Source organism: Streptomyces malaysiensis subsp. malaysiensis (assembly GCF_040653035.1).
GTDB classification, from domain to species: domain Bacteria; phylum Actinomycetota; class Actinomycetes; order Streptomycetales; family Streptomycetaceae; genus Streptomyces; species Streptomyces malaysiensis.
Genome location: NZ_JBEZNG010000016.1, coordinates 178,176 through 203,769, shown reverse-complemented (window position 1 = coordinate 203,769; position 25,594 = coordinate 178,176). Strand labels below are relative to the sequence as shown.

The 25,594-nt window shown below is 71.7% G+C and carries 22 protein-coding genes; 14 read left to right on the top strand and 8 right to left on the bottom strand.

Features of this window, described 5'->3' with window-relative positions; genetic code table 11:
- Positions 1 to 211: 211 nt before the first annotated feature.
- On the top strand, positions 212 to 1,429 hold the full coding sequence (locus AB0E24_RS28835; RefSeq protein ID WP_359381296.1) for a PP2C family protein-serine/threonine phosphatase: 1,218 nt from the start codon (positions 212 to 214) through the stop codon (positions 1,427 to 1,429).
- Here AB0E24_RS28835 and AB0E24_RS28830 read toward each other — a convergent pair whose 3' ends face one another.
- Positions 1,430 to 2,680 carry a metal-dependent hydrolase family protein gene (locus AB0E24_RS28830; RefSeq protein WP_359381293.1) on the bottom strand — a complete coding sequence of 417 codons (1,251 nt, stop codon included), beginning with the start codon at positions 2,678 to 2,680 and terminating at the stop codon, positions 1,430 to 1,432.
- Between the two features lie 234 nt (positions 2,681 to 2,914).
- Between AB0E24_RS28830 and AB0E24_RS28825 the strand changes: the two genes are divergently transcribed.
- The 3 genes from AB0E24_RS28825 to AB0E24_RS28815 all read left to right on the top strand — a co-directional run bounded on the left by AB0E24_RS28825 (position 2,915) and on the right by AB0E24_RS28815 (position 5,988).
- The gene (locus AB0E24_RS28825) at positions 2,915 to 3,574 is read left to right on the top strand and encodes a trimeric intracellular cation channel family protein (RefSeq protein WP_079259600.1); all 660 of its coding nucleotides are present in this window, start codon (positions 2,915 to 2,917) and stop codon (positions 3,572 to 3,574) included.
- Positions 3,575 to 4,039: 465 nt separating this feature from the next.
- The gene (locus AB0E24_RS28820; protein ID WP_069869688.1) at positions 4,040 to 5,377 is read left to right on the top strand and encodes an NsdA family TPR-like regulatory protein; all 1,338 of its coding nucleotides are present in this window, start codon (positions 4,040 to 4,042) and stop codon (positions 5,375 to 5,377) included.
- 80 nt (positions 5,378 to 5,457) lie between these two features.
- Positions 5,458 to 5,988: an NUDIX hydrolase gene (locus tag AB0E24_RS28815; RefSeq protein WP_069869689.1), complete on the top strand. Its 531-nt coding sequence runs from the start codon at positions 5,458 to 5,460 to the stop codon at positions 5,986 to 5,988.
- Between the two features lie 38 nt (positions 5,989 to 6,026).
- Here the strand turns inward: AB0E24_RS28815 and AB0E24_RS28810 are convergent, their stop codons facing one another.
- Positions 6,027 to 6,284 (bottom strand): hypothetical protein, encoded by a 258-nt coding sequence (locus AB0E24_RS28810; protein ID WP_069869690.1) that lies wholly within the window; start codon positions 6,282 to 6,284, stop codon positions 6,027 to 6,029.
- 207 nt (positions 6,285 to 6,491) lie between these two features.
- On the opposite strand from AB0E24_RS28810, the gene AB0E24_RS28805 reads away from it, so the two are divergent.
- Positions 6,492 to 7,313: an MgtC/SapB family protein gene (locus tag AB0E24_RS28805; RefSeq protein WP_359381288.1), complete on the top strand. Its 822-nt coding sequence runs from the start codon at positions 6,492 to 6,494 to the stop codon at positions 7,311 to 7,313.
- Positions 7,314 to 7,499: 186 nt separating this feature from the next.
- Here the strand turns inward: AB0E24_RS28805 and AB0E24_RS28800 are convergent, their stop codons facing one another.
- Positions 7,500 to 8,675: an MFS transporter gene (locus AB0E24_RS28800; RefSeq protein WP_359381285.1), complete on the bottom strand. Its 1,176-nt coding sequence runs from the start codon at positions 8,673 to 8,675 to the stop codon at positions 7,500 to 7,502.
- 96 nt (positions 8,676 to 8,771) lie between these two features.
- Here AB0E24_RS28800 and AB0E24_RS28795 point away from each other — a divergent pair, with 96 nt between their 5' ends.
- On the top strand, positions 8,772 to 9,332 hold the full coding sequence (locus AB0E24_RS28795) for a TetR/AcrR family transcriptional regulator (protein WP_093705724.1): 561 nt from the start codon (positions 8,772 to 8,774) through the stop codon (positions 9,330 to 9,332).
- A 273-nt stretch (positions 9,333 to 9,605) separates the two neighbouring features.
- Here AB0E24_RS28795 and AB0E24_RS28790 read toward each other — a convergent pair whose 3' ends face one another.
- Positions 9,606 to 10,463 (bottom strand): 3-hydroxybutyryl-CoA dehydrogenase, encoded by an 858-nt coding sequence (locus AB0E24_RS28790; protein ID WP_359381282.1) that lies wholly within the window; start codon positions 10,461 to 10,463, stop codon positions 9,606 to 9,608.
- Between the two features lie 154 nt (positions 10,464 to 10,617).
- Positions 10,618 to 12,939 (bottom strand): beta propeller repeat protein, encoded by a 2,322-nt coding sequence (locus AB0E24_RS28785; protein WP_359381280.1) that lies wholly within the window; start codon positions 12,937 to 12,939, stop codon positions 10,618 to 10,620.
- A 284-nt stretch (positions 12,940 to 13,223) separates the two neighbouring features.
- On the opposite strand from AB0E24_RS28785, the gene AB0E24_RS28780 reads away from it, so the two are divergent.
- Positions 13,224 to 14,456 carry a glycoside hydrolase family 10-like protein gene (locus AB0E24_RS28780; protein WP_359381277.1) on the top strand — a complete coding sequence of 411 codons (1,233 nt, stop codon included), beginning with the start codon at positions 13,224 to 13,226 and terminating at the stop codon, positions 14,454 to 14,456.
- Positions 14,457 to 14,507: 51 nt separating this feature from the next.
- On the opposite strand, the gene AB0E24_RS28775 is transcribed toward AB0E24_RS28780, so the two are convergent.
- Together AB0E24_RS28775 and AB0E24_RS28770 are read right to left on the bottom strand one after the other, a co-directional pair.
- Positions 14,508 to 14,714 (bottom strand): DUF1918 domain-containing protein, encoded by a 207-nt coding sequence (locus tag AB0E24_RS28775; protein ID WP_069869696.1) that lies wholly within the window; start codon positions 14,712 to 14,714, stop codon positions 14,508 to 14,510.
- A 68-nt stretch (positions 14,715 to 14,782) separates the two neighbouring features.
- Positions 14,783 to 15,874, bottom strand: coding sequence for a DMT family transporter (locus AB0E24_RS28770; protein ID WP_359381274.1), 1,092 nt, complete (start codon positions 15,872 to 15,874; stop codon positions 14,783 to 14,785).
- Between AB0E24_RS28770 and AB0E24_RS28765 the strand changes: the two genes are divergently transcribed.
- Positions 15,873 to 17,327: an aminotransferase-like domain-containing protein gene (locus AB0E24_RS28765; RefSeq protein ID WP_359381271.1), complete on the top strand. Its 1,455-nt coding sequence runs from the start codon at positions 15,873 to 15,875 to the stop codon at positions 17,325 to 17,327. The two genes, AB0E24_RS28770 and AB0E24_RS28765, sit on opposite strands and share 2 nt — an antisense overlap.
- A gap of 307 nt (positions 17,328 to 17,634) precedes the next feature.
- Positions 17,635 to 18,207 carry a histidine phosphatase family protein gene (locus AB0E24_RS28760; RefSeq protein WP_069869699.1) on the top strand — a complete coding sequence of 191 codons (573 nt, stop codon included), beginning with the start codon at positions 17,635 to 17,637 and terminating at the stop codon, positions 18,205 to 18,207.
- 33 nt (positions 18,208 to 18,240) lie between these two features.
- Here the strand turns inward: AB0E24_RS28760 and AB0E24_RS28755 are convergent, their stop codons facing one another.
- Complete coding sequence (locus tag AB0E24_RS28755) at positions 18,241 to 18,771, bottom strand: GNAT family N-acetyltransferase (protein ID WP_093705427.1); 531 nt, start codon at positions 18,769 to 18,771, stop codon at positions 18,241 to 18,243.
- A gap of 131 nt (positions 18,772 to 18,902) precedes the next feature.
- Between AB0E24_RS28755 and AB0E24_RS28750 the strand changes: the two genes are divergently transcribed.
- The 5 genes from AB0E24_RS28750 to AB0E24_RS28730 all read left to right on the top strand — a co-directional run bounded on the left by AB0E24_RS28750 (position 18,903) and on the right by AB0E24_RS28730 (position 25,587).
- A complete protein-coding gene (locus AB0E24_RS28750; protein WP_359381267.1) occupies positions 18,903 to 21,122 on the top strand; it encodes an NADP-dependent isocitrate dehydrogenase in 2,220 nt (739 codons plus the stop codon).
- A gap of 145 nt (positions 21,123 to 21,267) precedes the next feature.
- The gene (gene argC / locus AB0E24_RS28745; RefSeq protein ID WP_359381265.1) at positions 21,268 to 22,296 is read left to right on the top strand and encodes an N-acetyl-gamma-glutamyl-phosphate reductase; all 1,029 of its coding nucleotides are present in this window, start codon (positions 21,268 to 21,270) and stop codon (positions 22,294 to 22,296) included.
- Positions 22,293 to 23,447, top strand: coding sequence for a bifunctional glutamate N-acetyltransferase/amino-acid acetyltransferase ArgJ (argJ, locus tag AB0E24_RS28740; protein ID WP_359381263.1), 1,155 nt, complete (start codon positions 22,293 to 22,295; stop codon positions 23,445 to 23,447). The genes argC and argJ overlap by 4 nt, the downstream gene beginning before the upstream one ends.
- Positions 23,444 to 24,388 carry an acetylglutamate kinase gene (gene argB / locus AB0E24_RS28735; RefSeq protein WP_359381260.1) on the top strand — a complete coding sequence of 315 codons (945 nt, stop codon included), beginning with the start codon at positions 23,444 to 23,446 and terminating at the stop codon, positions 24,386 to 24,388. Before argJ ends, argB begins: the two co-directional genes overlap by 4 nt.
- Entirely contained in the window at positions 24,385 to 25,587 is a 1,203-nt protein-coding gene (locus tag AB0E24_RS28730) for an acetylornithine transaminase (RefSeq protein WP_069869705.1), read from the top strand. The genes argB and AB0E24_RS28730 overlap by 4 nt, the downstream gene beginning before the upstream one ends.
- Positions 25,588 to 25,594 lie beyond the last annotated feature (7 nt).

Sequence of the window (25,594 nt, the reverse complement as noted above, 5' to 3'; positions counted from 1 at the left end):
GTCAACGGCAAACAGCCGACATGCGTCCGCGTCGCGGTGGCGTGTTCGGGTGGTCGGCCGGGGTGCGGTCACACGATCAGGTGAGATCCGGAGGCGGGCGGTCCAATTGGCAGGGGCTGTCGCGAGAATCGTGCCGGTCGTACGGCCCGCGCGGGATCGACCGTCCAGGAGCCCGGCCGACCGCCTCATTGGCCGGCGTTGGGGGCGATACATGATCGGGACATCGGCAGTCGGCGGCGCGTTCGTACGGAGGGCACGGAGTCTGCGGTCGGCCACTCGTGTGGTCCCCTGTCTGTGGGTGCTCGGCGTCATCGGCTGGGAGCTGCTGGCCCCGCATCACACCGAGCTCGTCCCCCTCATCACCGCGGCACCCGCCATCGCCTGTGCGAGCAGCGGTCGTCGCCGGTGCATTCTGCTGCTCGGCGGTGCCAGCCTGCTGTTCGCCCTCGCCCCTCCGACCGAGCTGGAGCCCGACGGCGATCCGAAGGAGCCGTACGCCCCGCTGGCCGGCTGCTGCGCCATCGTCGGTGTGGCCGTTGGCGGCTATCTCATGGCGGGCCGTAAGGTGCGGCTGGTCCGTGAGCTGGAGCAGCTCCGGGCGGTGGCCGCCGCGGCGCAGGACGTGGTGCTGCGGCCGCTCCCGGCCCGGCTGGAGGGCATCGAGCTGGCGGGCGGGCATCTGTCGGCCAGCCGGGGCGCTGCCGTCGGCGGCGATCTCTACGAGGCGCTGGCCACCCCGTACGGCGTCCGCGTCATCATGGGCGATGTGCGTGGGCACGGCCTCGCCGCGATCGGTACCGTGGCCGCCGTCCTCGGCTGCTTCCGCGAGGCCGCCCATGAGGAGCCCCGGCTCGCCGGTGTGCTGCGCCGGCTCGACCGCGCCTTGGAGCGCCATCTGCGGGCCCGCGTGAGCGAGGAGTGCCCGCTGGAGCGCCATGTGGACGAGGAGTTCGTGACCGTTCTGCTGCTGGAGGTGGGCGCGGACGGCGAGGTCACCGCGCTCAACTGCGGCCACCCCTGGCCGTACCGCCTCTACGAACAGCCGGTGGGCCCGGCCATGGCCCGGCAGGCCGCGCCCGGCGAGGTGCTGCCGCCGCTCGGCCTCTTCCCGCTCCCCGCCGAGCTCCCGATCGCCCGCTGGAACTCCCTCGGCGCCGGCGACACCCTGGTGCTGCACACCGACGGCGCCGAGGACGCGCGGGACGCCCACGGCACGTTCTTCCCGCTGCGCCGCGCCCTGTCCGAGGCCGCGGGCCCCGGACCGCTCGTCCCGGCGGCGGTCGTGGCGGGGGTACGCGCGGCGCTGCTGCGCCACACCGGCGGCCGGCTCTCCGACGACGTCGCGCTGCTCGCGCTGCGCTACGACCGCTGCCCACTCTCCGCCCCCAAGGCCCTCACCCGCGCGGCCGCCGATGCCCACCGGGCCTAGCTAGCGGCCCGTTGGGGGCTTACCTGCGACACCAGGGGTGGGAGCGCGGTGCACGGTGCCCTTTTGCATGACGAAGTCGATGTCCGCAACGGCCGTGATGTCGTCGAAGGGATCGGCGGGCAGTGCGATCAGGTCGGCGGTCGCGCCGGGCTGGAGGCGTCCGAGGTCGGGCCGGTCGAGCAGGTCGGCGGCGACGCTGGTGGCAGCGCGAAGGGCCCGCACGGTGGCGATACCGGTCTTGACCATCGCCGGAAACTCGCGCCAGTTGTCGGCGTGCGGGAACATGCCGGCGTCGGTGCCGAACGCGATGCGCACGTCGCTTGCGGCCACGTTGTGCGCGGACTCCCGGAGCTGGTCGGCGTAGCGGGTGAACTTCACCCGTTCCGCTGGATCCTTACCCTCCCAGTAGCTGTCGTCGTCGAGGTGGTCGAGCGCGTCGAGGACCATGAACTGGGTCGGCACGAGGAAGACGCCCCGTTCAGTCATCTGGGCCAGTGTCGACGCCGAAGCGAGGTTGCCGTGCTCGATCGAGCGAACACCGGCGGTGACGGCACGCGACACGCCCTCGTCACCGTAGGCATGCGGCGTGCAGGGGATGCCCAAGTCGCGCGCCGTGGCGACCAGCGCGTTCATCTCCTCCTGCGTGTAGGTGGTCTGCGTGGGATCGTCTGAGGGGGTGGCGAAGCCGCCGGTGGCGCCGAACTTGATCCAGTCGGCGCCGGCACGGATCTTCTCGCGTACCCTGCGCGTGATCTCGTCCACGCCGTCTGCCAGCGCGCCGATCTCGCGGTCGAAGTGTGACGCGAGGAGTGTCGAGGCGTCGCCGTGCGCGCCCCGCGCGGAGATCAGGTACGGCGCGACGATCATCCGCGGCCCCACAATGTGACCACGGGCGATGGCGTCGCGCAGATACAGCGTGACCGGCTCGGCGGCGAAGGTGGCCAGGTCGCGGATCGTGGTGAAGCCGCGGTGGAGCAGGTTACGCAATACCGGCAGGGCGCTCAGCGCGATCGCCGCAGACCCGTCGGACGCGAAGGCACGCAGGAGCCGGCTGGGATCGACGGTGGTGTGGATGTGGCAGTCGATCAGTCCCGGCAGCAGCATGCGATCGCCGAGTTCGACCACCTCGGCGCCGACGCGGTCGACAGTCGGACCCACCTCGGCGACCCGACCGTCGCGCACGGCCACCTCGGTGCGCCCGGAGGGCCGGTCCGCGAGCCCGTCCCAGCTCCGGTCGGCGATCAGCACCACCGCGCCCTGTTCCGTGTCACAGCCACGTCTTGTCACAGCGTTACCCTCCGCTCGCGCCCCACCAGGTGTCACTCGCTCGCCATCGGTCCCGCCGGGATCCAGGATGCCAGCGCGGCGACAGGCCGCGCATCGCGTGTCGGCCGTTCGGGTCAAAGCGGTGCGCGCACTGTGACCTGGTGAGACAGTGCCGAGGACGTCAAGACGAGCGACGGCGGGAGGCGCGAGGGGTCGACGATGCACGGCTATGGAATGTTGCACCTCGTACTCGACCTGCTGGGCACCTTCGCGTTCGCGTTGAACGGCGCGCTCACCGCGACGCGGGTGGCACGTCTGGACATCGTCGGCGTGCTCGCGCTCGCCATGGTGACCGCCCTGGGCGGCGGAGTGCTCCGGGACGTGCTCGCCGGCGCACTGCCCCCGGCAACGTTCAGCGACTGGCGGTACCTGGCGGTCGCGGTAGCCGGCGGCATGGTCACGTTCCTGCTGTGGCGGCACCTGGAGCGCTACACGACGCTGATCACGGTGTTCGACGCGGCCGGCCTCAGTCTGTTTGCGGTGACCGGAGCGACCACCGCGCTGGAGTATCACATCGGCGCACCGCAGGCCGTGCTGCTCGGCATGGTGACCGGGGTCGGTGGCGGCACGTTACGGGACGTGCTGGTGTTGCGCTTGCCGACGGTGCTGTACGCGGATCTGTACGCGATCCCGGCGCTGCTGGGGGCTGGGATCACCGTCGCATGCGAACGCACCGGCGTCTACGGTGTGCCCGCCGCGCTGGGGGCGGCCATCGCCTGCTTCACGCTGCGGATGATCGGCGACCACTACGGGCTCAACGCGCCAGGGCCGCACCGCGCCGACGGCATCGCCGGGTCCGACGACAAATCGGCCCGGTAGCCAGGGGAATGGCCGGGCAGCAGTACTGCTCTACGCCCACTCAGCCATGTGGGATGAGCTTGTTCCTTATCGTCGCTGATCACTCAGAGCGACAAGTATCTCGGGGCATTTGATGGTATTGCCCACGTCGTAGCGGGTGGCGGGGTGCTCTTGGAGCCGGGCGGTCGCCCTGGCCCTGGCCGGGGGGTGGGCACGGTCGCCGGCAAGGTGGTCGACCTTGAGGCGGATAAACGTGCCTTCGGTCAGGGGAGTCGTCGTCCAGGTCGATCCAGGTCGATCCAGGCCGAGCGGTGGGTGAGCCGGGGGTGCCCGGTCCCACGCGCGGGCCTCGGCCTTGCCATAGCGGAGCGTGGGAATACCCAATAGGAATACCCATCGGGCCCCGGCCTCACCCCGGCCCGATTCACACCCCGTGCGAATCTCCCTCCATTACGCTGGCGCCACCGAGCGTTTGGGGAGGGCGAGATGGAGCCCAACACACTGCTCGACTCCGTGCTCGACGAGGCCGGAGTCTCCCACGCGGGACTGGCCGCGCATATCAACGAGGCGGGCCGGGCCCGGGGGATGAGCCTGCGGTACGAACACACCGCGGTGGCCCGGTGGCTGAAGGGACAGCGGCCGCGCGGCCAGGTGCCCGACCTCATCTGCGAGGTGCTGGGCGAGCGGCTGCACCGCGCCCTCACCCTGGACGACATCGGCCTCGGCACCCCCGGCAGCGCCCGGGGCCCCGCCACCCCGCTCTCCGGGTTCGTCGAGCGCGCCACCGCGCTGTGGCGCTCCGACGAACAGCAGCGCCAGCATGTCGTCGAGGCCCCGGCGGTCACCGGCACCCCCGCCGTCATCCCGGTGTGGGAGTGGGAGAACCCTCCCGAGGACTCCGATGTCTCCCGGCGCGGTCTGACGCGCGTCAGCATGACCGACATCGACACGATGCGCGCCGCCCGCGCCCACTACGAGCAGATGTACCGCAAGGCCGGCGGTGTCGCGACCCGGACCCGGGTGGTGGGGTTCCTCAACTCCGAGGCGGCGCCACTGCTGCGCGGCAGCTACGCCGACGACACCGGCCGCCAGCTGCACCGGGCGACCGGCGGCCTGGTGGCCATCGCCGGGATCTGCGCCTACGACTCCAACGCGCACGGCCTGGCCCAGCGCTACTTCCACCAGGCGCTGCGGCTCGCCAAGGCCAGCGGTGACCGGGGCCTGGGCGCCTATGTGATAGCGCTGCTGGTCAATCAGTCCCTCTTCATGAAGGAGTACCGGCAGGCAGTCGCCTTCGCCGAATCGGCGCTGCGCGCCGCGGGTTCCCAGATCACCCCCGCGCTCGCCGCCGACCTCTACGCCATGCAGGCCAAGGCGTACGCCCGGCTCGGCGACGGCGCCGGCGCGCTGTCCTGCATCCGGCGCGCCGAGACCGCCGCCGACCGCATCAGACCAGGCCAGGAGCCCGACGAGACGGGCTATGTGCAGCCGGGTCTGGTGAACGTCCAGGTGGCCGAGGCGCTGCTGAGCCTCGGTGACCTCGGCGGCGCCCGCGAGCACGCCACCGCCGCGGTCGGCACCCCCGCCCACGACCGGGGCCGGGTGCACCGGCTCGCCATGCTCACCCATATCGAGCTGCGCCAGGGCGATATGGACCGGGCGGGCGCCACCGCGGTGGAGATGACCGAGCGGGCACGCGGCATGGAGTCCCAGCGGTTACGCGACCGGCTGAGGGCGGTACGGGAACACCTCGCGGCCAGCGGATGCGCCGCGACGGCCGAAGCCGCCGAACTCATCGACGGGGCACTGCGCGTTCCTCTGTGACCGCGGTTCCGCTCGCGCATCCGCACTCTCGTCAGCGGGTGGCCCAGGATGGCCTCCCGTCCGACGAAAGGTGGCTGACAGTGCGATGGAAGAACCTCAGGGAGCGGACCGTGTACGAGAACCGATGGTTCCGGGTCAACCTCGCCGACGTCCGACTCCCCGACGGGCGTCATCTGGACCACTATCTGATCCGGCTTCGGCCCGTGGCCGTGGCCACCGTGGTGAACGAGGCCAACGAGGTGCTGCTGCTGTGGCGGCACCGGTTCATCACCGACGCCTGGGGCTGGGAGCTGGCCGCGGGCGTCGTCGAGGACGGTGAGGACATCGCCGACGCCGCGGCCAGGGAGATGGAGGAGGAGACGGGCTGGCGGCCCGGCCCGCTGCGCCATCTGCTCTCCGTCGAGCCGTCCAACGGGCTCACCGACGCACGGCACCACATCTACTGGGCCGAGGAGGCATCGTACGTCGGGCACCCGGAGGACGACTTCGAGTCGGACCGCCGCGAGTGGGTGCCGCTGAAGCTGGTGCCCGACATGGTGGCCCGCGGTGAGGTGCCCGCGGCCAACATGGCGGCCGCGCTGCTCCTGCTCCACCACATCAGGCTCGGCTAGGCCGAGCAGGCTCGGCCGGACCGGGCCGGCCGCCCTGGCTAGTGTCCGGCCGCCTGCCATACCGCGAGGGCCAGGGCGGACACCCCGGTCAGGGCGGCGATGGAGGGCAACGGCCAGCGTCCGTGCTCCAGGATCCGTGTGCGCCCGGCCAGTTGGTTCACTTCCTCCTCAGCCTGCTCGCCACGGTGGTCGAGCAGGGCGAGCCGGCCGTCGACGCGGGCGAAGCCCACTTCGACGGTCCGGCGCATTTCCGCGAGCTCCACGGCTAACGCGGCTTGCTCGGGCTCGGTGGTCACGGGTTGATCCCCTTCCGGATGTAACGTCCGTGCAGTGGTAACGCTCCGAGTCAAGCGCATGCCCAGGTGGTGCGGGAGCGTGTGTGGGGATGGTGTGTGAGTCACCGGCGCACACCCCGTGCGAAAGGCGGTACTCAGCGAGTACGCAAGGGGTACTCATGGGGGACGGCGGCCGGAGGGAGGGGCCGCGGGGGCGGGACATACCGGATGGATCGGAATGGACCGGACGAAGGGACGGATGTGCAACTGATCGCCGCTCCGATGTGGGAATTCGGCGCCGACCAGGGAGTGCGGCAGTTCGCCGAGCTCGGCGTCGCGCTGGTGCTGTCCACCCTGATCGGGCTCGAGAGGGCGGTGCAGCAGAAGAGCGCCGGGCTGCGCACCCACACGCTGGTGGGCGTGGGCAGCGCGCTGTTCATGCAGGTCTCCCAGTACGGCTTCTCCGATGTGCTGCTGCGCGACCATGTCAGCCTCGACCCCTCGCGGGTGGCGGCGCAGATCGTCTCCGGCATCGGCTTCATCGGCGGCGGCCTGATCTTCGTCCGGCGCGACGCGGTCCGCGGACTGACCACCGCGGCGACCGTCTGGCTGACCTGTGCGGTGGGCATGGCCTGCGGCGGCGGTCTGGCCCTGCTGGCCACCGCCGCCACCGTGGTGCACTTCCTGGTGATCCGCGGCTATCCACTGTTCACCCGCCGCCTTCCGGCCCTCTGGTCGGCCGAACGGGTGGAGCTTCAGCTCTCCTACCGGGTGGGCACCGGACTGCTGCCACGCGTCCTGGAGCTGTGCACGGCCGCCGGGTACAAGGTGGGCCGGGTCCGGGTGGACCGCGCCCCCTGGAAGGGGCGGGACCGCACCACCCGGGTCGTCCGCGCCGAGGAGGAGGCCCGGCCCAGCGATACGGGCGTCGCCGAGGTCCAGCTCGCCCTCGAAGGCACCGGGGACGTCCTCCGGCTGGTCGGTGAGATCTCCGAACTGGAGGGCGTCCTCGGCGCCGACGCGGGCCGCGACCTGGACAGCTCCGACTGACGAGTTCGGATCACCGCCGTACGGCCCTCTTCCGGCCGGGCCTGCCGTGCGGCTGTCGAAGCAACGTTCACCTTGGCCGGCATGTCTGTCCCGGCGCGCAGCATGGTTTCGGCGCGGCCGCCCGGCGGGGCATCGAGGTGAACACCCGCGCGTGCGCGGCGTCCTGGCCGCAGGCACTCGCCTTCATCACCGCGGCTGCCGGGGAAGCAGCGCCGTGACCGCGAGCGCGATCAGCACGACGCCGTAGCCGGTCGCGGTGGTCAGCAGGCTGACGCTGGTCGCGATGACGCCCGCCGCGACAGCCGGGATGGCGAACGCGAGGTAGCTGAGCACGTAGAACGCGGCGACCAGCTTGCCGCGTTCGGCGGCCGGTGCGAGCGGGAAGACGGTGCGGGTAACGCCCTGAAAGCTCGCACCGAAGCCGGTCCCGGCGATCAGTGTGCCCGCGAACAGCAGCGCCTGGGACCCCGTCTGGGCGGCCGTGATGGTTACCGCGATCCCGATCGCCAGCGCGGCGGCGCCGAAGCGCATCACCCGGCCGGCCGCGATCGTGCGCAGCAGCCAGATCGTCGCCGCGCCCGCCGCGGCCAGCGTGAACACCAGCAACCCGCCGAGCAGGATCGAGTTTGAGCCGGTGACCACACGGACCAGGCTCGGGCCGAGCGAGAGGTAGAAGCCGCCCAACGCCCACGCCGCGATGTTCAGCAGCGCGATGGCGGCGAACGCGGACCGCGCCGCGGCCGGGATGCCGACATTCGGCCGGATCGCCTGCCGTGCGCCGGGCATCATCGGCGAGGTCTCGGTCACCACGATCGTGCCGATCGCCTCGACCGCGAACACCACGAGCAGCACCAGGTACACGGTCTGGCGCGGCCACGGCAGGAACTGGACGAGCGCTGCGGAACCAAGTCCGCCGACGGCGAGACCCGCTATCGGGGCGACGCTGTTCACGATCGGCCCGTGTGGTCGCTCCGCATCCAGGATCGCGGCGGCCAGCGCACCGGTTGCCGCGCCGGTCGCGATGCCCTGCACCATGCGCGCCGCGATCAGCAACGGAACGCCGTCCGCGGCGCTGAAGATCAGCATGGCAACCGCGTCGAGCGCGAGGGCGCCGAGGATCACCGGGCGGCGTCCCACGTGGTCGGACAGCGACCCGACGGTCAGCAGCGCGAGCAACAGGCACACCGCGTAGACACCGAAGATCACCGTCAGCATGCCCGCGGAGAACGCCCAACGCGCCTGGTAGACGTGGTACAGCGGGGTCGGCGCGCTGGACGCGGCGAGGAACGTCAACATGGTCGCCGCGGGCAGGACGGTGGCCGGCCCGGACGATATGCGCCGGGTGTCCGGAGCGGTCAGCATGGAGTACCCCCACGGTCAATTAAAGCGAAGATCATTGCTTTAGTTGACCGTACACGGGGCGGAGCTTAAAACAAAGACTTCTGCGATAATGGTCGTATGCCGACCACCACACCAGCCCGGCGGCCGGGCGGACGCAGCGCGAAGGTCCGGGACGCCGTCTACACCGCAGTCGGCCAGCTCATGGGCGAGGGCAAGGCGGACCGCATCACCATCCCGCTCGTGGCCAATCGGGCAGGCGTCAACCCGACCAGCATCTATCGCCGCTGGGGCGACCTGGACACGCTCCTGGAGGAGGTCGCTGTCGCCGCGCTCACCAAGGACGGCGACGAACTGCCGGACACCGGGTCACTGCGCGGTGACCTGTCGGCGTGGGCTCGGATCGTGGTCGACGACATCACCCAACCGCGCCGGACCCGTTACCTGCGCGCCATGACGTCCGCCCGGGACGAGGTGCACACCTGCCCGTGCTGGGAGCAGCGCCGCACGCAGGCCAAGGTGATGCTGGATCGGGCAAGGGCGCGCGGGGAGCGGGCGCCGACCGAGCAGCAGGTCCTCGATCACGTGATCGCACCGATGTATCACCACGTGGTCTTCGGCCTGTCCGTCGACCGGGAGTACGCGGACCAGCTGGTCCACGACGTGCTCGCGATGGCCTAGCTACTTGCCCCTCACCGAGGCGGGCCTGGCCTGCTGGGCGGACAAGGGCCGGGTGCTGCACGAGCATGACAAGAGGGGCCGCCACGGCGGCGAGCCGGCGTCAGATGACATGGCCTTGCCCCTCTCCTGGCCGGCTTGTCGCTGTCAGGGCATGGGGCAAGGCCGTTGTCGTGTGCGGCCGTTCACTGCCGGGCAGGGGCGGCCGCGGCCGCGAGCGGGCGTTGGCGGTCGGAGGCCACGGGCGGGGGCGGCCGGGGGCGAGCGCGGTCCGGCTCAGTACGTATAGAAGCCCGAACCGGTTTTGCGGCCCAGGCGGCCCGCGTCGACCATGCGCAGCAGCAGCGGGGGAGAGGCGTACAGCGGCTCCTTGTACTCCTCGTACATGGAGTCGGCGATCGCCGCGATCGTGTCCAGGCCGATCAGATCGGACAGCTTCAGCGGGCCCATCGGATGGGCGCAGCCCTGCTCCATGCCGTTGTCGATGTCCTCGCGGCTGGCGATCCCGGACTCGAACATCCGGATGGCGGACAGCAGATACGGGATGAGCAGCGCGTTGACCACGAACCCGGCGCGGTCCTGGGCGCGGATGGCGTGTTTGCCCAGGATGTCGCCGACCAGCGCCTCGGCGCGCTTGATGGTCTCATCGCCGGTGGTGAGCGCCGGGATCAGCTCCACCAGCGACTGCACCGGCGCCGGGTTGAAGAAGTGGATGCCGATCACCTGGTCCGGCCGGGAGGTGGCGACGGCCAGTTTGACCAGCGGGATGGAGGAGGTGTTGGAGGCGAGGATCGCGTCCGGGCGGGTCACCACCTGGTCGAGGACCTGGAAGATCTCGGTCTTGATCTGCTCGTTCTCGACGACCGCCTCGATCACGAGGTCACGGTCGGCGAATTCCCCCAGATCGGTGGTGAAGCTCAGCCGGTCCAGCGTCGCGTCGCGCTGCTCCTCGGTGATCTTGCCGCGCTCGGCGGCCTTGCCGAGGGAGTTGGTCAGCCGGGTGCGCCCTATCTCCAGGGCCTCGCCCGTGGTCTCCGCGACCATGACGTCCAGGCCGGAGCGGGCGCACACCTGCGCGATGCCCGCACCCATCTGGCCACAGCCCACCACTCCGACGCGTTCGATGTCGGTCACATCGTGCCTTTCGCTGGTCCAACCGTCCGGTGTGTCGTCCCCCTGTCGTCCCAGACGTTACCCTCCGGTTATCGGCAGGGGGCGGGCCGGGGCCGCATTCCCGGCCCGGGCCCGCCCCCGTCCCCATCACTCGTACGGGGCGCTCACCGCACGGTCATGAGAGGTCGCCGCGCAGGATGCCGCGCCCGTTGGTGGCCACGTAGACCCGGCCGTAGACCCGGGGGTCGCCGGTGATCGAGGCGCCCGTCCAGCCCCACTGGTGGGCGTTGTCGTTGATCCGGGTCCAGCTCGCCCCGGCGTCGGTGGAGCGGAAGATGCCGCGCACTCCGCCGATCTCGGCGCTGGTGTAGAGCGCCGGGTACGAGGCGCCGGGCGCCGCCTTGCCGAAGCCGATGGTGTCCGCCTGCTGGACACCGCTCAGTTTGGTGAACGTCGCGCCGGAGTCCGTGGAGTGCCACAGCCCGTAGCCCCCGCCCGTGCTGCCGCCCGCGAGCCAGATGTCGCCCTCGGCGCCCGGCAGCGCCTTGAACCGCGCCGGACCGTCGGCCGGCAGCCCGGCGGACGCCCTGGCGGTGAAGGTGGCGCCGCCGTCGGTGGAGACGTAGAAGGTGCCCGCCTTGAAGCCGTAGAACTTCTTGGGGTTCTTACGGTCGGACTCCACGACCGCTCCGGCGGGGATACCGCTCGACGCCGACCAGGAGTTGCCGAATCCGGTGGTGTGGTAGACGGCCGAGGTGCCCTCCGGGGCCCAGACGAAGCCGCTGCCGTCGGCCGCCGCGGCCACCGTGCCGCCGCCGGTCACCCCGGACGGCTCGCTGCCCTGGAACCAGTTGGCGCCGTTGTCGGTCGAGAAGGCGATCCGCGGCGCGGAGTCGTTGTTGCCCACCCGGACCACGGTGTTCGGATTGGTCTCCGCGTAGTCCAGGCTGGTGGTCGTGGTGAACGTCGGCGAGGTGTACATCCTCGTGGGCACCGCGTCGAGGTCGGTGTGGCGGAAGCCCCCGATGTCACCGAGCGCGCTGAGCAGCGGGGCGCCGGTGGGCGGGCTCGCCAGATCGTTGACCGCCGTCTCCTCCAGGCCCCTGACCATCGGCGTGATGGCGATTTTGCCGCCGGTGTCCCAGCTCTTCAGGTTCTCCGTGCCGTAGATCGTCGCACCCGTGCCGTACATCATCCGGCTGGAGTCGAACGGGTCGATCTCCAGCGCCTCGGTCATCCAGCCCAGCTTCGGGGTGACTTCGGGCGGCGAGGGGTTGGTGCCGAAGGTCAGCCAGGGGACGGCACTGACGTCCTGGGTGTAGCGGAAGGACCGGTTCGGATAGCTGGTGAAGTCCCAGGCCCGGGTCCAGGTGGCGCCGGAGTCGGTGGAGCGGAAGATCTGGGTGTCCGGCCACCAGGAGCTGTAGCCGGTCACCATCAGCGTGCCCGGTGTCGCGCGGTCCACCGTGAGCCCGCTGTAGCCGAAGTAGGTGTCGGCGTCCGTCATGGGGCTGATGTTCTTCCACTCCCCGGTCGCCGTGGTGTACCGCCACACCTGGCCCTTCTCGCCGTCGTACGGGCCGCCCTTGTCGCTGGTGGTGAGGTACAGATAGCCGTTCTTCGCGTCGAGGACGCCCTTGTGGGAGAGGTAGCCGGTCGGCTGCCCGGCCACCCGCGACCAGGTGGCGCCCGCGTCCGTCGAGCGGTAGACGGTGTTGTCCTTGTCGGCCACGCCCACGTAGACGGTCTTCGTCGCGCTGCCGGCGGAGCCGGTGCGCTCGTCGAAGGTCACCCACACCACGCCCTGGTTGTCGCTCAGATAGCCGCTGGCGTCGCCCGGGTCCTGGACGTAGGTGCCGGGGTTGGGGAAGGAGGTCACCTTCGACCAGGTGACACCGGAGTCGGTGGAGCGCCACAGCCCGTTGCCGCTCGGCGCGCCGAGGTAGAGCACGCTGTTTCTGTTGGGGTCCACCGCCAGCCGTTCCCCCATGCCCCGGCCGGGCATATTGCCGCCCAGCTTGAACGGGAGGGTGGTGGACTGCCAGCTGGCGCCCCGGTCCGACGAGCGCAGGATCGCGCCATTGCCCGGGTCCCAGCTGTTGGTGTACGTACCGGCCGCCACATAGACCTTGTCGGGATCCACCGAGTCGCTGGCCAGGCTGACCACCCCGGTCCAGCCCCAGTGGTCCCAGTCCAGCGAGTCCAGCAGCGGCACCCACCGTTTGCCGGACTGGTCCCAGCGGTACGCCCCGCCGATGTCGGTGCGGGCGTAGGCGAGGTTCCGCTCCTTGCGGTTGAAGACGATGCCGGGGACGAAGCCGCCGCCGTCCACGCGGACGTTCTTCCAGGTGTAGGCGTCGGTGCGGGCCGACGCCCGGCCGGGGGCCGATTCGGGGCGGGCGGCGGCCGGGGAGGCGGCGGCCGCGGTGAGTAATCCCCCGACGAGTGCCAGCGCGGCCATGAGCGCGCCGACGGGTCTGCTGCCTTTGCTGCGCACGGGAACTTCCTCTCCGGACGTGGGGGTAGTGAGGCGGTGCGTGCCATGCGGGCGAGGGTCTTTGGGAGCGCTCCCATGCGTGCGTCAATCCGATGCTAGCGGCCGGACGGCCGTGCGAGAAGGGTGAAGTCGAGCGGTAGTCGAGGGGTGTTGGGCCCGGATCGCCCGGATGCGCGGTAACCATTGCCGGGCGCCCCACAAGGGCCCCATCATCAGCGGGAGTTGACAGGTCCCGGCCGGTGGCCGGGCCACGTCGGCGACACGACCGAGGCGAGGAGTTGGGCATGGGTCGGATCACGCGCAGAAGTCTGACGGCCGCGGCCGCCGGAGCCCTGGCCGCCACCGTCACCGCGGGTGACGCGCTGGCGGAGGGGCGGGGCGGTGGGCACCGGCCCGAGTTCCGCGGGATGTGGCTGGCCACCGTCGCCAACCGCGACTGGCCGTCCAGGCCCGGCCTCACCGCGGACCAGCAGCGGGCCGAGTTGCTGGACTTCCTCGACACCGCCGTCCGCCGCCGGCTCAACGCGGTGGTCTTCCAGGTGCGGCCCACGGCGGATGCGCTGTGGCCCTCACCGTACGAGCCGTGGGCGGAGTGCCTCACCGGCGTCCAGGGCCGGGACCCGGGCTGGGATCCGCTGGGCACCGCGGTGCGCGAGGCGCACCGGCGCGGTCTGGAGCTGCACGCCTGGTTCAACCCGTACCGGATCGCCAACCACACCGACCCCTCACGGCTCATCCCCACACATCCGGCCCGTGTGCACCCCGAGTGGGTCGTGCCGTACGGCGGGAAGCTCTACTACGACCCCGGGTTGCCCGAGGTCCGCCGCTTCGTCCAGGACGCCATGCTGGACGCGGTCGCGCGCTATGACATCGACGCCGTCCACTGGGACGACTACTTCTACCCGTATCCGGTGGCCGGTCAGGTCTTCGACGACGACGCGACGTACGAGCGGTACGGCGCGGGCTTCCCGGACCGGGCGGCCTGGCGGCGGAACAACATCGACCGGCTGGTGCACGAGACGGCCGTGCGCGTCAAGCTGCTGGGGCGGCGGGTGCGGTTCGGCATCAGCCCCTTCGGCGTCTGGCGCAACCAGGCCACCGACCCGCTCGGCTCCGCCACCACGGCGGGGGTGCAGACCTACGACGACCTCTACGCGGACACCCGGGCCTGGGTGCGGCGGGGATGGCTGGACTACATCGTTCCGCAGGTCTACTGGAACATCGGCTTCGCCGCCGCCGACTACGCCGTGCTCGTCCCGTGGTGGTCGGAGGCGGTCCGGGGCACGGGGGTGAACCTCTACATCGGCGAGGCGCTCTACAAGGCGGGCGATCCGGCGCAGCCCGCGCCCTGGCAGGACCCGGCGGAGCTGTCCCGGCACCTCACCTTCGACCGGGGCTTCCCGCGGGTGCGCGGCAATGTGTACTTCTCGGCGAAGGAAGTGGCCGCCGACCACAACGGCGCCATGGCGCGTGTGGTCGCCGACCACTATCCGTACCGTGTCCGTCCGCCCCGCTGAGCCGGGCCCTTGAGCCGGGCGCTCGAGCCAGGGCCCCCGGCCTCGGGAGAGCTAGCGCTGCCCGGGTCCGGCGGCCAGGTGGCGGACGACCGAATCGGGCCCGGGGGAGAACAGGCACTCGTGGCCGTCGTCCTCGTAACGCACGCGGTAAGGCGGTTCCCCGTGGTTCCCGAGCACTTCGATGATCTCCGCTACACGATCGTGAATTCCGACAACCCTGCCGTGCACGAGCAGCTTGTCGCCTACGGTCGCCTCCATGTGCGTGACCTCCCGTCCGCTGGAGGGCAATGCGATCTGCTGAGGACACTGCGATCCCTGAGGCCAGTCTATGGCCGGTTGTCCCGGTTTGCTCCGGCCGGGACCCGGGCCCGCTGGGTCACCCCGATGCACACCAGCACCGCGACGGCGGCGATCGGGGCGGCCGGGGTCAGCGTCTCGCCGAGCAGCAGCACCGACCACACCAGGGTGAGCAGCGGCTGGGCCAGTTGGAGCTGACTGGCCCTGGCCACCCCGATGGCGGCCATTCCCCGGTACCAGACCACCAGGCCCACGAACTGCGAACCGGCCGCCAGCCACAGCAGCCCGGCCACCGTACGGCCGTCGAGGTGGATGTCCTCGCCCAGCAGCGCGAACACCGCGCCCGGCAACGACAGCGGCAGACAGCCCACCAGCGCCCAGCCGATCACCTGCCAGCCCGGCATATGGCCGGCCAGCCGGCCGCCCTCGGTGTAGCCCGCCGCGCACGCCACCAGCGCGCCGAACAGATACAGATCGCCGGTGGTGAGCGCGCCGCCGCTCTGCTGCACCGCGAAGACGATCACCACCGCGGCCCCGGCCAGCGCCGCCGCCCAGAACACCCGCGAGGGCCGTACCCCGGTGCGTACGGCGGAGAAGGCGGCGGTGGTGAGCGGCAGCAGGCCGACCACCACGGCCGCGTGCGAAGTGGTGGAGGTCTGGAGGGCGAGCGTGGTCAGCAGCGGGAAGCCCACGACGACCCCGGCCGCGACGACCAGCAGCCCCGGCCAGTGGCGGCGGTCCGGCACCGGGACCCGCAGTGCGGCCATCGCTCCGCCCGCGATCAGCGCGGCGAGCACCACCCGGCAGGTGGTCACCGACCAGGGGCCGAGGCCGGTGAGCGCCCAGGCGGTGGCGGGGAAGGTGAGGGAGAAGGCGGCCACGCCGAGCACGGCGAGCACGGTGCCGATGCGGGGGGCGGACGGCGCCGGGGGCTCCTGGGGTGCCTGGGTGCCGTCCGGGCGCCGGGCGGGGTCGCCGTCGCGGTCGCCCTTGGGGCCGTCGTCCCGGATCCCGGCGGGGGCATCTTCCCGAATCCCGGCGGGGCCGTCGCCCCGGATTCCGACGCGGCCACCGCTCACCGCTATCGCACTGCTGTCAGTAGCGCTATCCTCTGCTTTCATGCAACAGCGTAGCAGTGTGGCCGAACTCGCGGGTTCGCTGCGTAAGGAGCTGAACCGCTACTCACCAGGAGAGAAGCTGCCGTCCAGCCGTGCCCTGGTCGAGCGCCACCGGGTGAGCCCGGTGACCGTCTCCCGCGCCCTCGCCGCGCTCGTCGCCGAAGGGCTCGTGGTCACCCGCCCCGGCGCCGGTGCCTTCCGCGCCGACCGGCCACCGGCCGGGGCGCCACGGCCGGGCGACACCTCCTGGCAGGAGGTCGCGCTGAGCGTGGAGACGGCCGGTGAGCCGGTGCCGCGTTCGGTGGACGCCTCCGGTGTGCTGGCCACGCTGGCCGCACCGCCGCCCGGGATCCTGGAGTTCAACGGCGGCTATCTGCACTCCTCGCTCCAGCCCGAACGGGCGCTGGCCGCCGCCCTGGCCCGCGCCGGACGGCGGCCCGGAGCATGGGGCCGCCCGCCGGTGGAGGGCCTGCCCGAGCTGCGCGCCTGGTTCGCCCGCGAGGTCGGCGGCCCGTCCGGAGCCCTCGGCGCCTCCGACGTCCTGGTCACCGCGGGCGGCCAGTCCGCGCTCACCTGCGCGCTGCGCGCGCTCGCGCCACCCGGCGCGCCCGTCCTCGTCGAATCCCCCACCTACCCCGGGATGCTGGCCGCCGCCCGCGCCTCCGGGCTGCGCCCCGTCCCGGTCCCGGTGGACGCCGACGGGGTCCGCCCCGAACTGCTCGCCGACGCGCTGCGGGTGTCCGGCGCCCGGGTCTTCGTCTGCCAGCCGCTGTTCCAGAACCCCACCGGTGCGATGCTCTCCGCCGAGCGGCGCCGCGAGGTGCTCACGATCGCCCGTGAGGCGGGCGCCTTCGTGGTGGAGGACGACTTCGCGCGGCGGCTGGTCCACGAGGACGCGGGCCGGCTGCCCGCCACCCTCGCCGCCGACGACCCCGACGGGGTGGTGGTCCACGTCTGCTCGCTCACCAAGGCCACCTCGCCCAGTCTGCGGGTGGGCGCGCTCGCCGCCCGCGGCCCGGTGCTGGAGCGGCTGCGCGCGATCCAGGTCGTCGACAGCTTCTTCGTGCCCCGCCCGCTCCAGGAGACCGCCCTGGAACTCGTCGGCGCGCCCTCCTGGTCCCGCCACTTGCGCCATGTCGCCGCCGAACTGCACACCCGCCGCGAGGCGCTCGCCACCGCCGTACGGCGTGAGCTGCCCGCGCTGGAGCTGCGCCATGTCCCGCCCGGCGGCTACCACTTGTGGCTACGGCTGCCCCAGGGCGCCGACGAGGCGGCCTTCGCCTCCGCCGCGCTGCGCGCCGGGGTCGCCGTCGCCCCCGGCCGCCCGTACTTCTCCGCCGAACCGCCCGCGCCGCATGTGCGGTTGAGCTTCGCGTCGGTGGCGGGCACCGGCGAGCTGGCCGAGGGGGTGCGGCGGCTGCGTATCGCGTGCGACGAGGTGTTGGCGGGGGGTTAGGGCCTGTCTGGGGTGCCCGACGGGGCTTGTCGCCTGCGGCGGGCCGCTCCCCGCCCCGCCCCTTCCCGACAGCTGACGATATGCGGCTCCGCCACGCGGCGAAGCCCCGGTTTCGGGAAGGGGCGGAGCCGCACATCGGCACAGCCCCGCGCCCCTTCGGGGCGCCCCCTGGCCGCCACCCACGATGCGCGCGGTGTTCACGAGACGGCCGCTTCGAGCCGCCCGGGTGATCCGGCGCACACCGGATCGTCCGGTCTACCGCCGGTAGCGGGTCATCTGACCGCGATCGTGACCGTACGATGCCGGGATGACGTTTCGGCTGACTCTGGTCGCCGCCGGCCGCAGTTCGGCCCGGCTGGGGGAGCGCTTCGGCGACGACCGGCCGCTGGATCCGGAGGGTCGGCTCGCCGCCGAACGCGCGGCCCCCGGACTTCTGCCGCTCGCCGCGGCGGAGCTGCGCTACTGCTCACCGTCGACGCGCAGCAGGGAGACCGGCGATGCGCTCGGCTTCACCCCACTCGTCCAACTCGCCCTGCGCGACTGCGACATGGGTCGCTGGGCGGGCCGCTCCCTCACCGATGTGATGGCGCGTGAACCCACGGCGGTGGACGCCTGGCTCGGCGATCCGCGCTCAGCGCCGCACGGCGGGGAGTCGCTGCACGCGTTCATCAGGCGGATCGGCGGCTGGCTGGACACCCGCCCGGCCGAGGACCACGCCAAGATGGTCGCGATAGCGGACCCCGGGGTGGTCCGCGCCGCCCTGATGTACGCGATCAAGGCGCCGCCGCACTGCTACTGGAACGTCGACATCCGGCCACTCTCCACGGTCACCCTCACCGGCCGGCCGGGCGAGTGGCGGCTGCGCGTGGACGGTGTGTGACGGCACGGCTGGGAGGGGCTCGGCGCACCGGGCTCACGGTGCCCGTGGTGCGTCCGTGATCTCACCGGCCAGCAGATCCATCAGCAGGCCGTCGTGCCACGTACCGTCCGGGCCGCGCTCATAGGACCGCATGACGCCCACGGGCCGGAAGCCGACTTTGGCGTACGCGCGGATCGCGGCGGCGTTGTCCGCGGCCGGGTCGATCACGATCCGGTGGTGGCCGTGGTCGCTGATCAGATGGCGGGCCAGCGTGCGGACGGCGTCGGTGCCCAGCCCCCGCCCGTGCACCGCCGGGTCCAGATAGATGTCGATGCTCGCGTGCCGGTAGTCCGGATCGGTCTCGGCCGACCACTGGATCATGCCGACCACCGTGCCCTCGTACTCGATGGTCAGCGGCTCGGTGCCGGGCTCGGCGAGGTCCTCGCGCACCGCCGCCACCAGGTCCTCGCCGCCCCGCCAGCGCGCGTACACCTCGGGCTCGGCGCGGATCGCGGCCAGGGCGGGGACATCGGAGGGTTCGGTGGGGCGCAGCACCACCCGCGCGCCCCGCAGATTCGTCGGCATGGACGGGACGATCCCACCGGGCGCGGGCCGTGACCAGGACGCGTCCTTCTGCCCAGGGTCCTTTCGGGAAAGGGCACGGCACCAGATATCTTGATGTCGAGCAATGTTGCAGACGTGGAGCGGAGCACCCGGTGACTGACTCGACCATCATCTATACGCACACGGACGAGGCCCCTGCCCTCGCGACGTACTCGTTCCTGCCGGTGATCGAGGCGTATGCCTCGACGGCCGGGGTCACCGTGGAGAGCCGGGACATCTCTCTGGCGGGGCGGATCATCGCCCAGTTCCCGGAGCGCCTCGAAGAGGGCCGGCGCATCCCCGACGCCCTCGCCGAGCTCGGTGACCTTGCCAAGACCCCCGAGGCCAACATCATCAAGCTGCCGAACGTCTCGGCCTCGATGCCGCAGCTGAAGGCCGCGATCGCCGAGCTCCAGCAGCAGGGCTACGCGCTGCCGGACTACCCGGACGACCCGAAGACCGACGAGGAGCGGGACATCCGCGCCCGTTACGACAAGGTCAAGGGCTCCGCCGTGAACCCCGTGCTGCGCGAGGGCAACTCCGACCGCCGCGCCGCCGCCGCGGTGAAGAACTACGCCAAGGCGAACCCGCACCGCATGGGCGCCTGGTCGGCCGATTCCAAGACCAATGTCGTCCACATGGACGCCGACGACTTCTGCTCCACCGAGAAGTCCGCCGTGATCCCGGAGGCCGGTTCGCTCCGTATCGAGCTGGCGGGCGACGACGGCTCCACCACCGTGCTGCGCGAGTCGGTTCCGGTGCTGGCGGGCGAGGTCGTGGACGCCTCCGTGATGCGCGTCGCGGCGCTGCGCGAGTTCCTCTCCGCGCAGGTGGCCCGCGCCAAGGCGGAGGGCGTGCTGTACTCGCTGCACCTGAAGGCCACGATGATGAAGGTCTCCGACCCGATCATCTTCGGCCACGCCGTACGGGCCTTCTTCCCCAGGACCTTCGCCGAGCACGGCGAGACCCTCGCCGCCGCCGGTCTGACCCCGAACGACGGTCTGGGCGGCATCCTCAAGGGCCTGGAGTCCCTGCCCGAGGGCGCCGCGATCAAGGCGTCCTTCGAGGCCGAGCTCGCCGAGGGCCCGGAGCTGGCCATGGTCGACTCCGACCGCGGCATCACCAACCTGCACGTGCCGTCCGACGTCATCGTGGACGCCTCCATGCCGGCCATGATCCGCACCTCCGGCCATATGTGGGGCCCGGACGGCGAGGAGCACGACACCCTCGCGGTGATCCCGGACAGCAGCTACGCCGGGGTCTACCAGGCCGTCATCGACGACTGCCGCGCCCACGGCGCCTTCGACCCGGCCACGATGGGCTCGGTGCCCAACGTCGGCCTGATGGCGCAGAAGGCCGAGGAGTACGGCAGCCACGACAAGACCTTCGAGATCCCCGCCACGGGCACCGTCCGCGTCCTCGACGAGGCGGGCAACGCGGTCATCGAGCAGGTCGTCGGCGCCGGTGACATCTTCCGGATGTGCCAGACCAAGGACGTGCCGATCCAGGACTGGGTCAAGCTGGCCGTCACCCGCGCCCGCGCCACCGGCGACCCGGCCGTCTTCTGGCTGGACGAGAACCGTGCGCACGACGCCAACCTCATCGAGAAGGTCAAGACGTACCTGCCCGAGCACGACACCGAGGGCCTGGACATCAGGATCCTCGGGCCGGTCGAGGCGACCAAGCTCTCCCTCGAGCGGATCCGCCGCGGCGAGAACACGATCTCGGTCACCGGCAACGTGCTGCGTGACTACCTGACCGACCTCTTCCCGATCCTGGAGCTGGGCACCAGCGCCAAGATGCTCTCGGTGGTCCCGCTGATCAACGGCGGCGGGCTGTTCGAGACCGGCGCGGGCGGCTCGGCCCCCAAGCACGTCCAGCAGCTGGTCAAGGAGAACTACCTGCGCTGGGACAGCCTGGGCGAGTTCCTGGCCCTCGCGGTCAGCTTCGAGCACCTCGCGCAGAAGACCGGCAACGCGCGGGCCCAGGTCCTCGCCGACACCCTCGACCGGGCGACCGGCACCTTCCTCGCCGAGAACAAGTCGCCCAGCCGTCGCGTCGGCGGTATCGACAACCGCGGCAGCCACTTCTACCTGGCCCTGTACTGGGCCCAGGAGCTGGCCAGGCAGACCGAGGACGCGGCCCTGGCCAAGGCGTTCGCCCCGCTCGCCGAGACGCTCGCCGCCAATGAGCAGACGATCGTCGGCGAGCTGCTCGCCGTCCAGGGCTCCCCGGCCGACATCGGCGGCTACTACCAGCCCGACCCGGCCAAGGCCACGGCCGTCATGCGCCCGTCCGCGACCTTCAACCAGGCCCTCGCCACCCTCGGCTGACACCCCTGGTGCGCGCACCACGGCGCCCCGGCCGGCACCGCCCGGCCGGGGCGTTTCCTTTGGCCCGTTATCGCATGGACCTTATTGCATAAAGCTACAAGCGACCGTATAGTCATGCCATCATCCGAGGGAGGAAACGACGGCGATGGCCATACGTGCTGCGGTGGCAGGAGCGAGCGGATACGCGGGCGGGGAGCTGCTGCGGCTGCTGCTCGCCCACCCCGAGGTCGAGATCGGCACCCTGACCGGCAACTCCAACGCCGGGCAGCCACTCGCCGGACTACAGCCCCATCTGCTCCCGCTCGCCGGACGAGTGCTGGAGCCCACCACCGCGGAGGCCCTGGCCGGGCATGACGTGGTCTTCCTGGCGCTGCCGCACGGGCAGTCCGCCGCCGTGGCCGAGCAGCTCGGCGACCAGGTCCTGGTCATCGACTGCGGCGCCGACTTCCGGCTGACGGACGCGGCGGACTGGGAGAGGTTCTACGGTTCGCCGCACGCCGGCACCTGGCCCTACGGCCTCCCCGAACTCCCCGGGGCCCGCGCCGCGCTGGAAGGGACCAGGCGCGTGGCGGTTCCCGGCTGCTACCCCACCGCCGTCTCTCTCGCCCTCTTCCCGGCGTACGCGGCCGGGCTGCTGGAGCCCGAGGCGGTGATCGTCGCCGCCTCCGGGACCTCGGGCGCGGGCAAGGCGCCCAAACCGCATCTGCTGGGCAGCGAGGTCATGGGTTCCATGAGCCCGTACGGCGTCGGCGGCGGCCACCGCCACACCCCCGAGATGATCCAGAACCTGTCCGCCGCCGCGGGGGAGCGGATCTCGGTCTCCTTCACCCCGACCCTCGCCCCGATGCCCCGCGGCATCCTCGCCACATGCAGCGCCAAGACCAGGCCCGGGGTGACCGGGGAGAGCCTGCGGGCCGTGTACGACAAGGCGCTGCGGGACGAGCCGTTCGTCACCCTCCTCCCCGAGGGCCAGTGGCCCTCCACCGCCGCCGTCCACGGATCCAACGCCGCGCTGCTCCAGGTCGCCCATGACGAGGCGGCCGGCCGCGCCATCGTGATCAGCGCCATCGACAACCTCACCAAGGGCACCGCCGGCGGCGCGGTGCAGAGCATGAACATCGCCCTCGGCCTCCCCGAGGAGCTGGGACTTTCCACGATCGGAGTCGCTCCATGAGCGTTACGGCAGCCCAGGGCTTCACGGCCTCCGGCGTCGCGGCAGGGATCAAGGAGAACGGCAACCCCGACCTCGCACTCGTCGTGAACACCGGCCCGAGCCTCGCCGCCGCGGCCGTCTTCACCTCCAACCGCGTCAAGGCCGCCCCCGTCCTGTGGTCCGAGCAGGTCCTCAAGGGGGGTCAGGTCTCGGCCGTCGTCCTCAACTCCGGTGGCGCCAACGCCTGCACCGGCCCGCTGGGCTTCCAGGACGCCCACGCCACCGCCGAGAAGACCGCGGAGGTCCTCGGCCACAGCGCGGGCGAGATCGCCATCGCCTCCACCGGGCTCATCGGCCTCCGGCTGCCCATGGACGCGGTGCTGTCCGGGGTCGGCAAGGCCGCCGAGGCGCTCTCCCCGCACGGAGGCGAGAAGGCCGCGATCGCCATCAAGACCACCGACACCGTCCACAAGACGGCCGTCGCGCAGAGCCCCGCCGGCTGGACCGTCGGCGGTATGGCCAAGGGCGCCGGGATGCTGGCCCCGGGCCTGGCCACCATGCTTGTCGTCCTCACCACCGACGCCGATGTGGACGGCCCCGGACTCGACACCGCGCTGCGCGCCGCCACCCGCACCACCTTCGACCGGATCGACTCCGACGGCTGCATGTCCACCAACGACATGGTGCTGCTGATGGCCTCCGGCGCCTCCGGTGTCGCGCCCGACGAGGCGGAGTTCGCCGAGGCGGTCCGCGAGGTCTGCGCCGATCTCGCCCGTCAGCTGATCGGGGACGCCGAGGGCGCCTCCAAGGACATCCGGATCGAGGTCGTGGGCGCGGCCACCGAGGACGACGCGGTGGAGGTGGGCCGCTCCATCGCCCGTAACAACCTCCTCAAGTGCGCCGTCCACGGCGAGGACCCCAACTGGGGCCGGGTGCTCTCCGCGATCGGCACCACCTCCGCCGCCTTCGAACCGGACCAGCTCAACGTCGCGATCAACGACGTCTGGGTGTGCAAGAACGGCTCGGTGGGCGAGGACCGCGAACTGGTCGACATGCGCTACCGCGAGGTCCGGATCACCGCCGACCTGGCCGCGGGCAGCGAGTCGGCGGTCATCTGGGCCAACGACCTGACGGCCGACTACGTCCACGAGAACAGCGCCTACTCGTCATGAGCCAACCGACCGCCCGTAAACACACCGCCCTGCCCAAGGCCCACATCCTCATCGAGGCGCTGCCCTGGCTGACCCGGCACCACGGCAAGACCGTGGTGATCAAATTCGGCGGCAACGCCATGGTCGACGACGAGCTGAAGGCCGCCTTCGCCCAGGACGTCGTCTTCCTGCGCCATGCGGGTCTGCGCCCGGTCGTGGTCCACGGCGGCGGCCCCCAGATCAGCGCACAGATGGACCGGCACGGTCTGGTGAGCGAGTTCAAGGCCGGGCTGCGGGTCACCACCGACGAGGCCATGGACGTCGTACGGATGGTGCTGGCCGGACAGGTCCAGCGCGAACTGGTCGGGCTGCTCAACCGGCACGGCCCGCTGGCCGTCGGCATGACCGGCGAGGACGCCCATCTGATGTCCGCCACCAAGCACTTCGCCGAGATCGACGGCGAGCGGGTGGACATCGGCCGGGTCGGCCGGATCACCGACCTCGACACCGGCGCGGTCCGGGCCCTGCTGGACGACGGCCGTATCCCGGTCGTCTCCTCCATCGCCCGCAGCGCCGATGATGGCCATGTCTACAACGTCAACGCCGACACGGCCGCTGCCGCCCTCGCCGTCGCGCTGGGCGCCGAGACGCTGATGGTGCTCACCGATGTCGAGGGCCTCTACGCCGACTGGCCCAGCAGCGACGAGGTGATCAGCAAGCTCACCGCGAGCCAGCTGGAGAAGCTGCTGCCGGATCTGGCCAGCGGCATGGTGCCGAAGATGGAGGGCTGTCTGTACGCCGTGCGCCACGGGGTCACCACCGCCCGTGTCCTCGACGGACGCGTACCGCACTCCATCCTGCTGGAGATCTTCACCGACGAGGGCATCGGCACGATGGTCCTGCCGGACGGGACCGTGATCGACGACAAGGGCAACCAGGGCGACAAGGGGGAGGACCAGTGAGCAACGCGGAGCTGAAGCGGCGCTGGGAGGGGGCGCTCATGGACAACTACGGCACCCCCCGCATCCCGCTCACCCACGGCGAGGGCACCAAGGTCTGGGACGCGGACGGCAAGGAGTACCTCGACTTCGTCGGCGGTATCGCGGTGAACTCCCTCGGCCATGCCCACCCCGCCGTCGTACGGGCCGTCTCCCACCAGGTCGCCACGCTCGGCCATGTCTCCAACCTCTTCGTCGCCGAGCCCCCGGTGGCGCTGGCCGAGCGGCTGCTCCAGCTCTTCGGCCGCTCCGGGCGCGTGTACTTCTCCAACTCCGGCGCGGAGGCGGTCGAGGCCGCCTTCAAGATCGGGCGGCGCACCGGGCGCACCCATATGGTGGCCACCACCGGCGGCTTCCACGGCCGCACCATGGGCGCGCTGGCGCTGACCGGCCAGCCCGGCAAGCAGGAGCCCTTCCGTCCGCTGCCCGGCGATGTGACCCATGTGCCGTACGGGGACGTGGCGGCGCTGCGCGCGGCCGTCACCACCGACACCGCCTTCGTGATCGTGGAGCCCATCCAGGGCGAGAACGGCGTGGTCGTGCCGCCGGCCGGCTATCTGGCGGCGGCGCGGGAGATCACCCGGGCCACCGGCACCCTGCTGGTGCTCGACGAGATCCAGACCGGGATCGGGCGGACCGGCCACTGGTTCGAGCACCAGGCGCAGGGCGTCGAGCCCGATGTCGTCACCCTCGCCAAGGGGCTCGGCGCCGGGCTGCCCATCGGCGCCACCATCGCCTTCGGACCCGCCGCCGAGCTGCTGACCCCCGGTCAGCACGGTTCCACCTTCGGCGGAAACCCCGTCGCCTGCGCCGCCGCTCTCGCCGTCCTGGACACGCTCGCCGCCGACGGCATCCTGGACCGGGTCAAGCGGGCGGGGGAGCGGCTGCGTAACGGAATCGAATCGCTCGACCACGCAGCGGTCGCCCGGGTCCGCGGCGCCGGGCTGCTGCTCGGTATCGTGCTCACAGAGTCCCTCGCGCCGCAGGTGCAGAAGGCGGCTCAGGACGCGGGACTCCTGGTGAACGCGGTCGCGCCGGATGTGGTCCGGCTCGCCCCGCCGCTCGTCATCACCGACGAGGAGGTGGAGACCTTCCTCCGGGAGCTGCCCGCCGTGCTGGACGCCGCATACGAGGGTGACGGGGAACGACGAGCCGGAGACTGACGACACC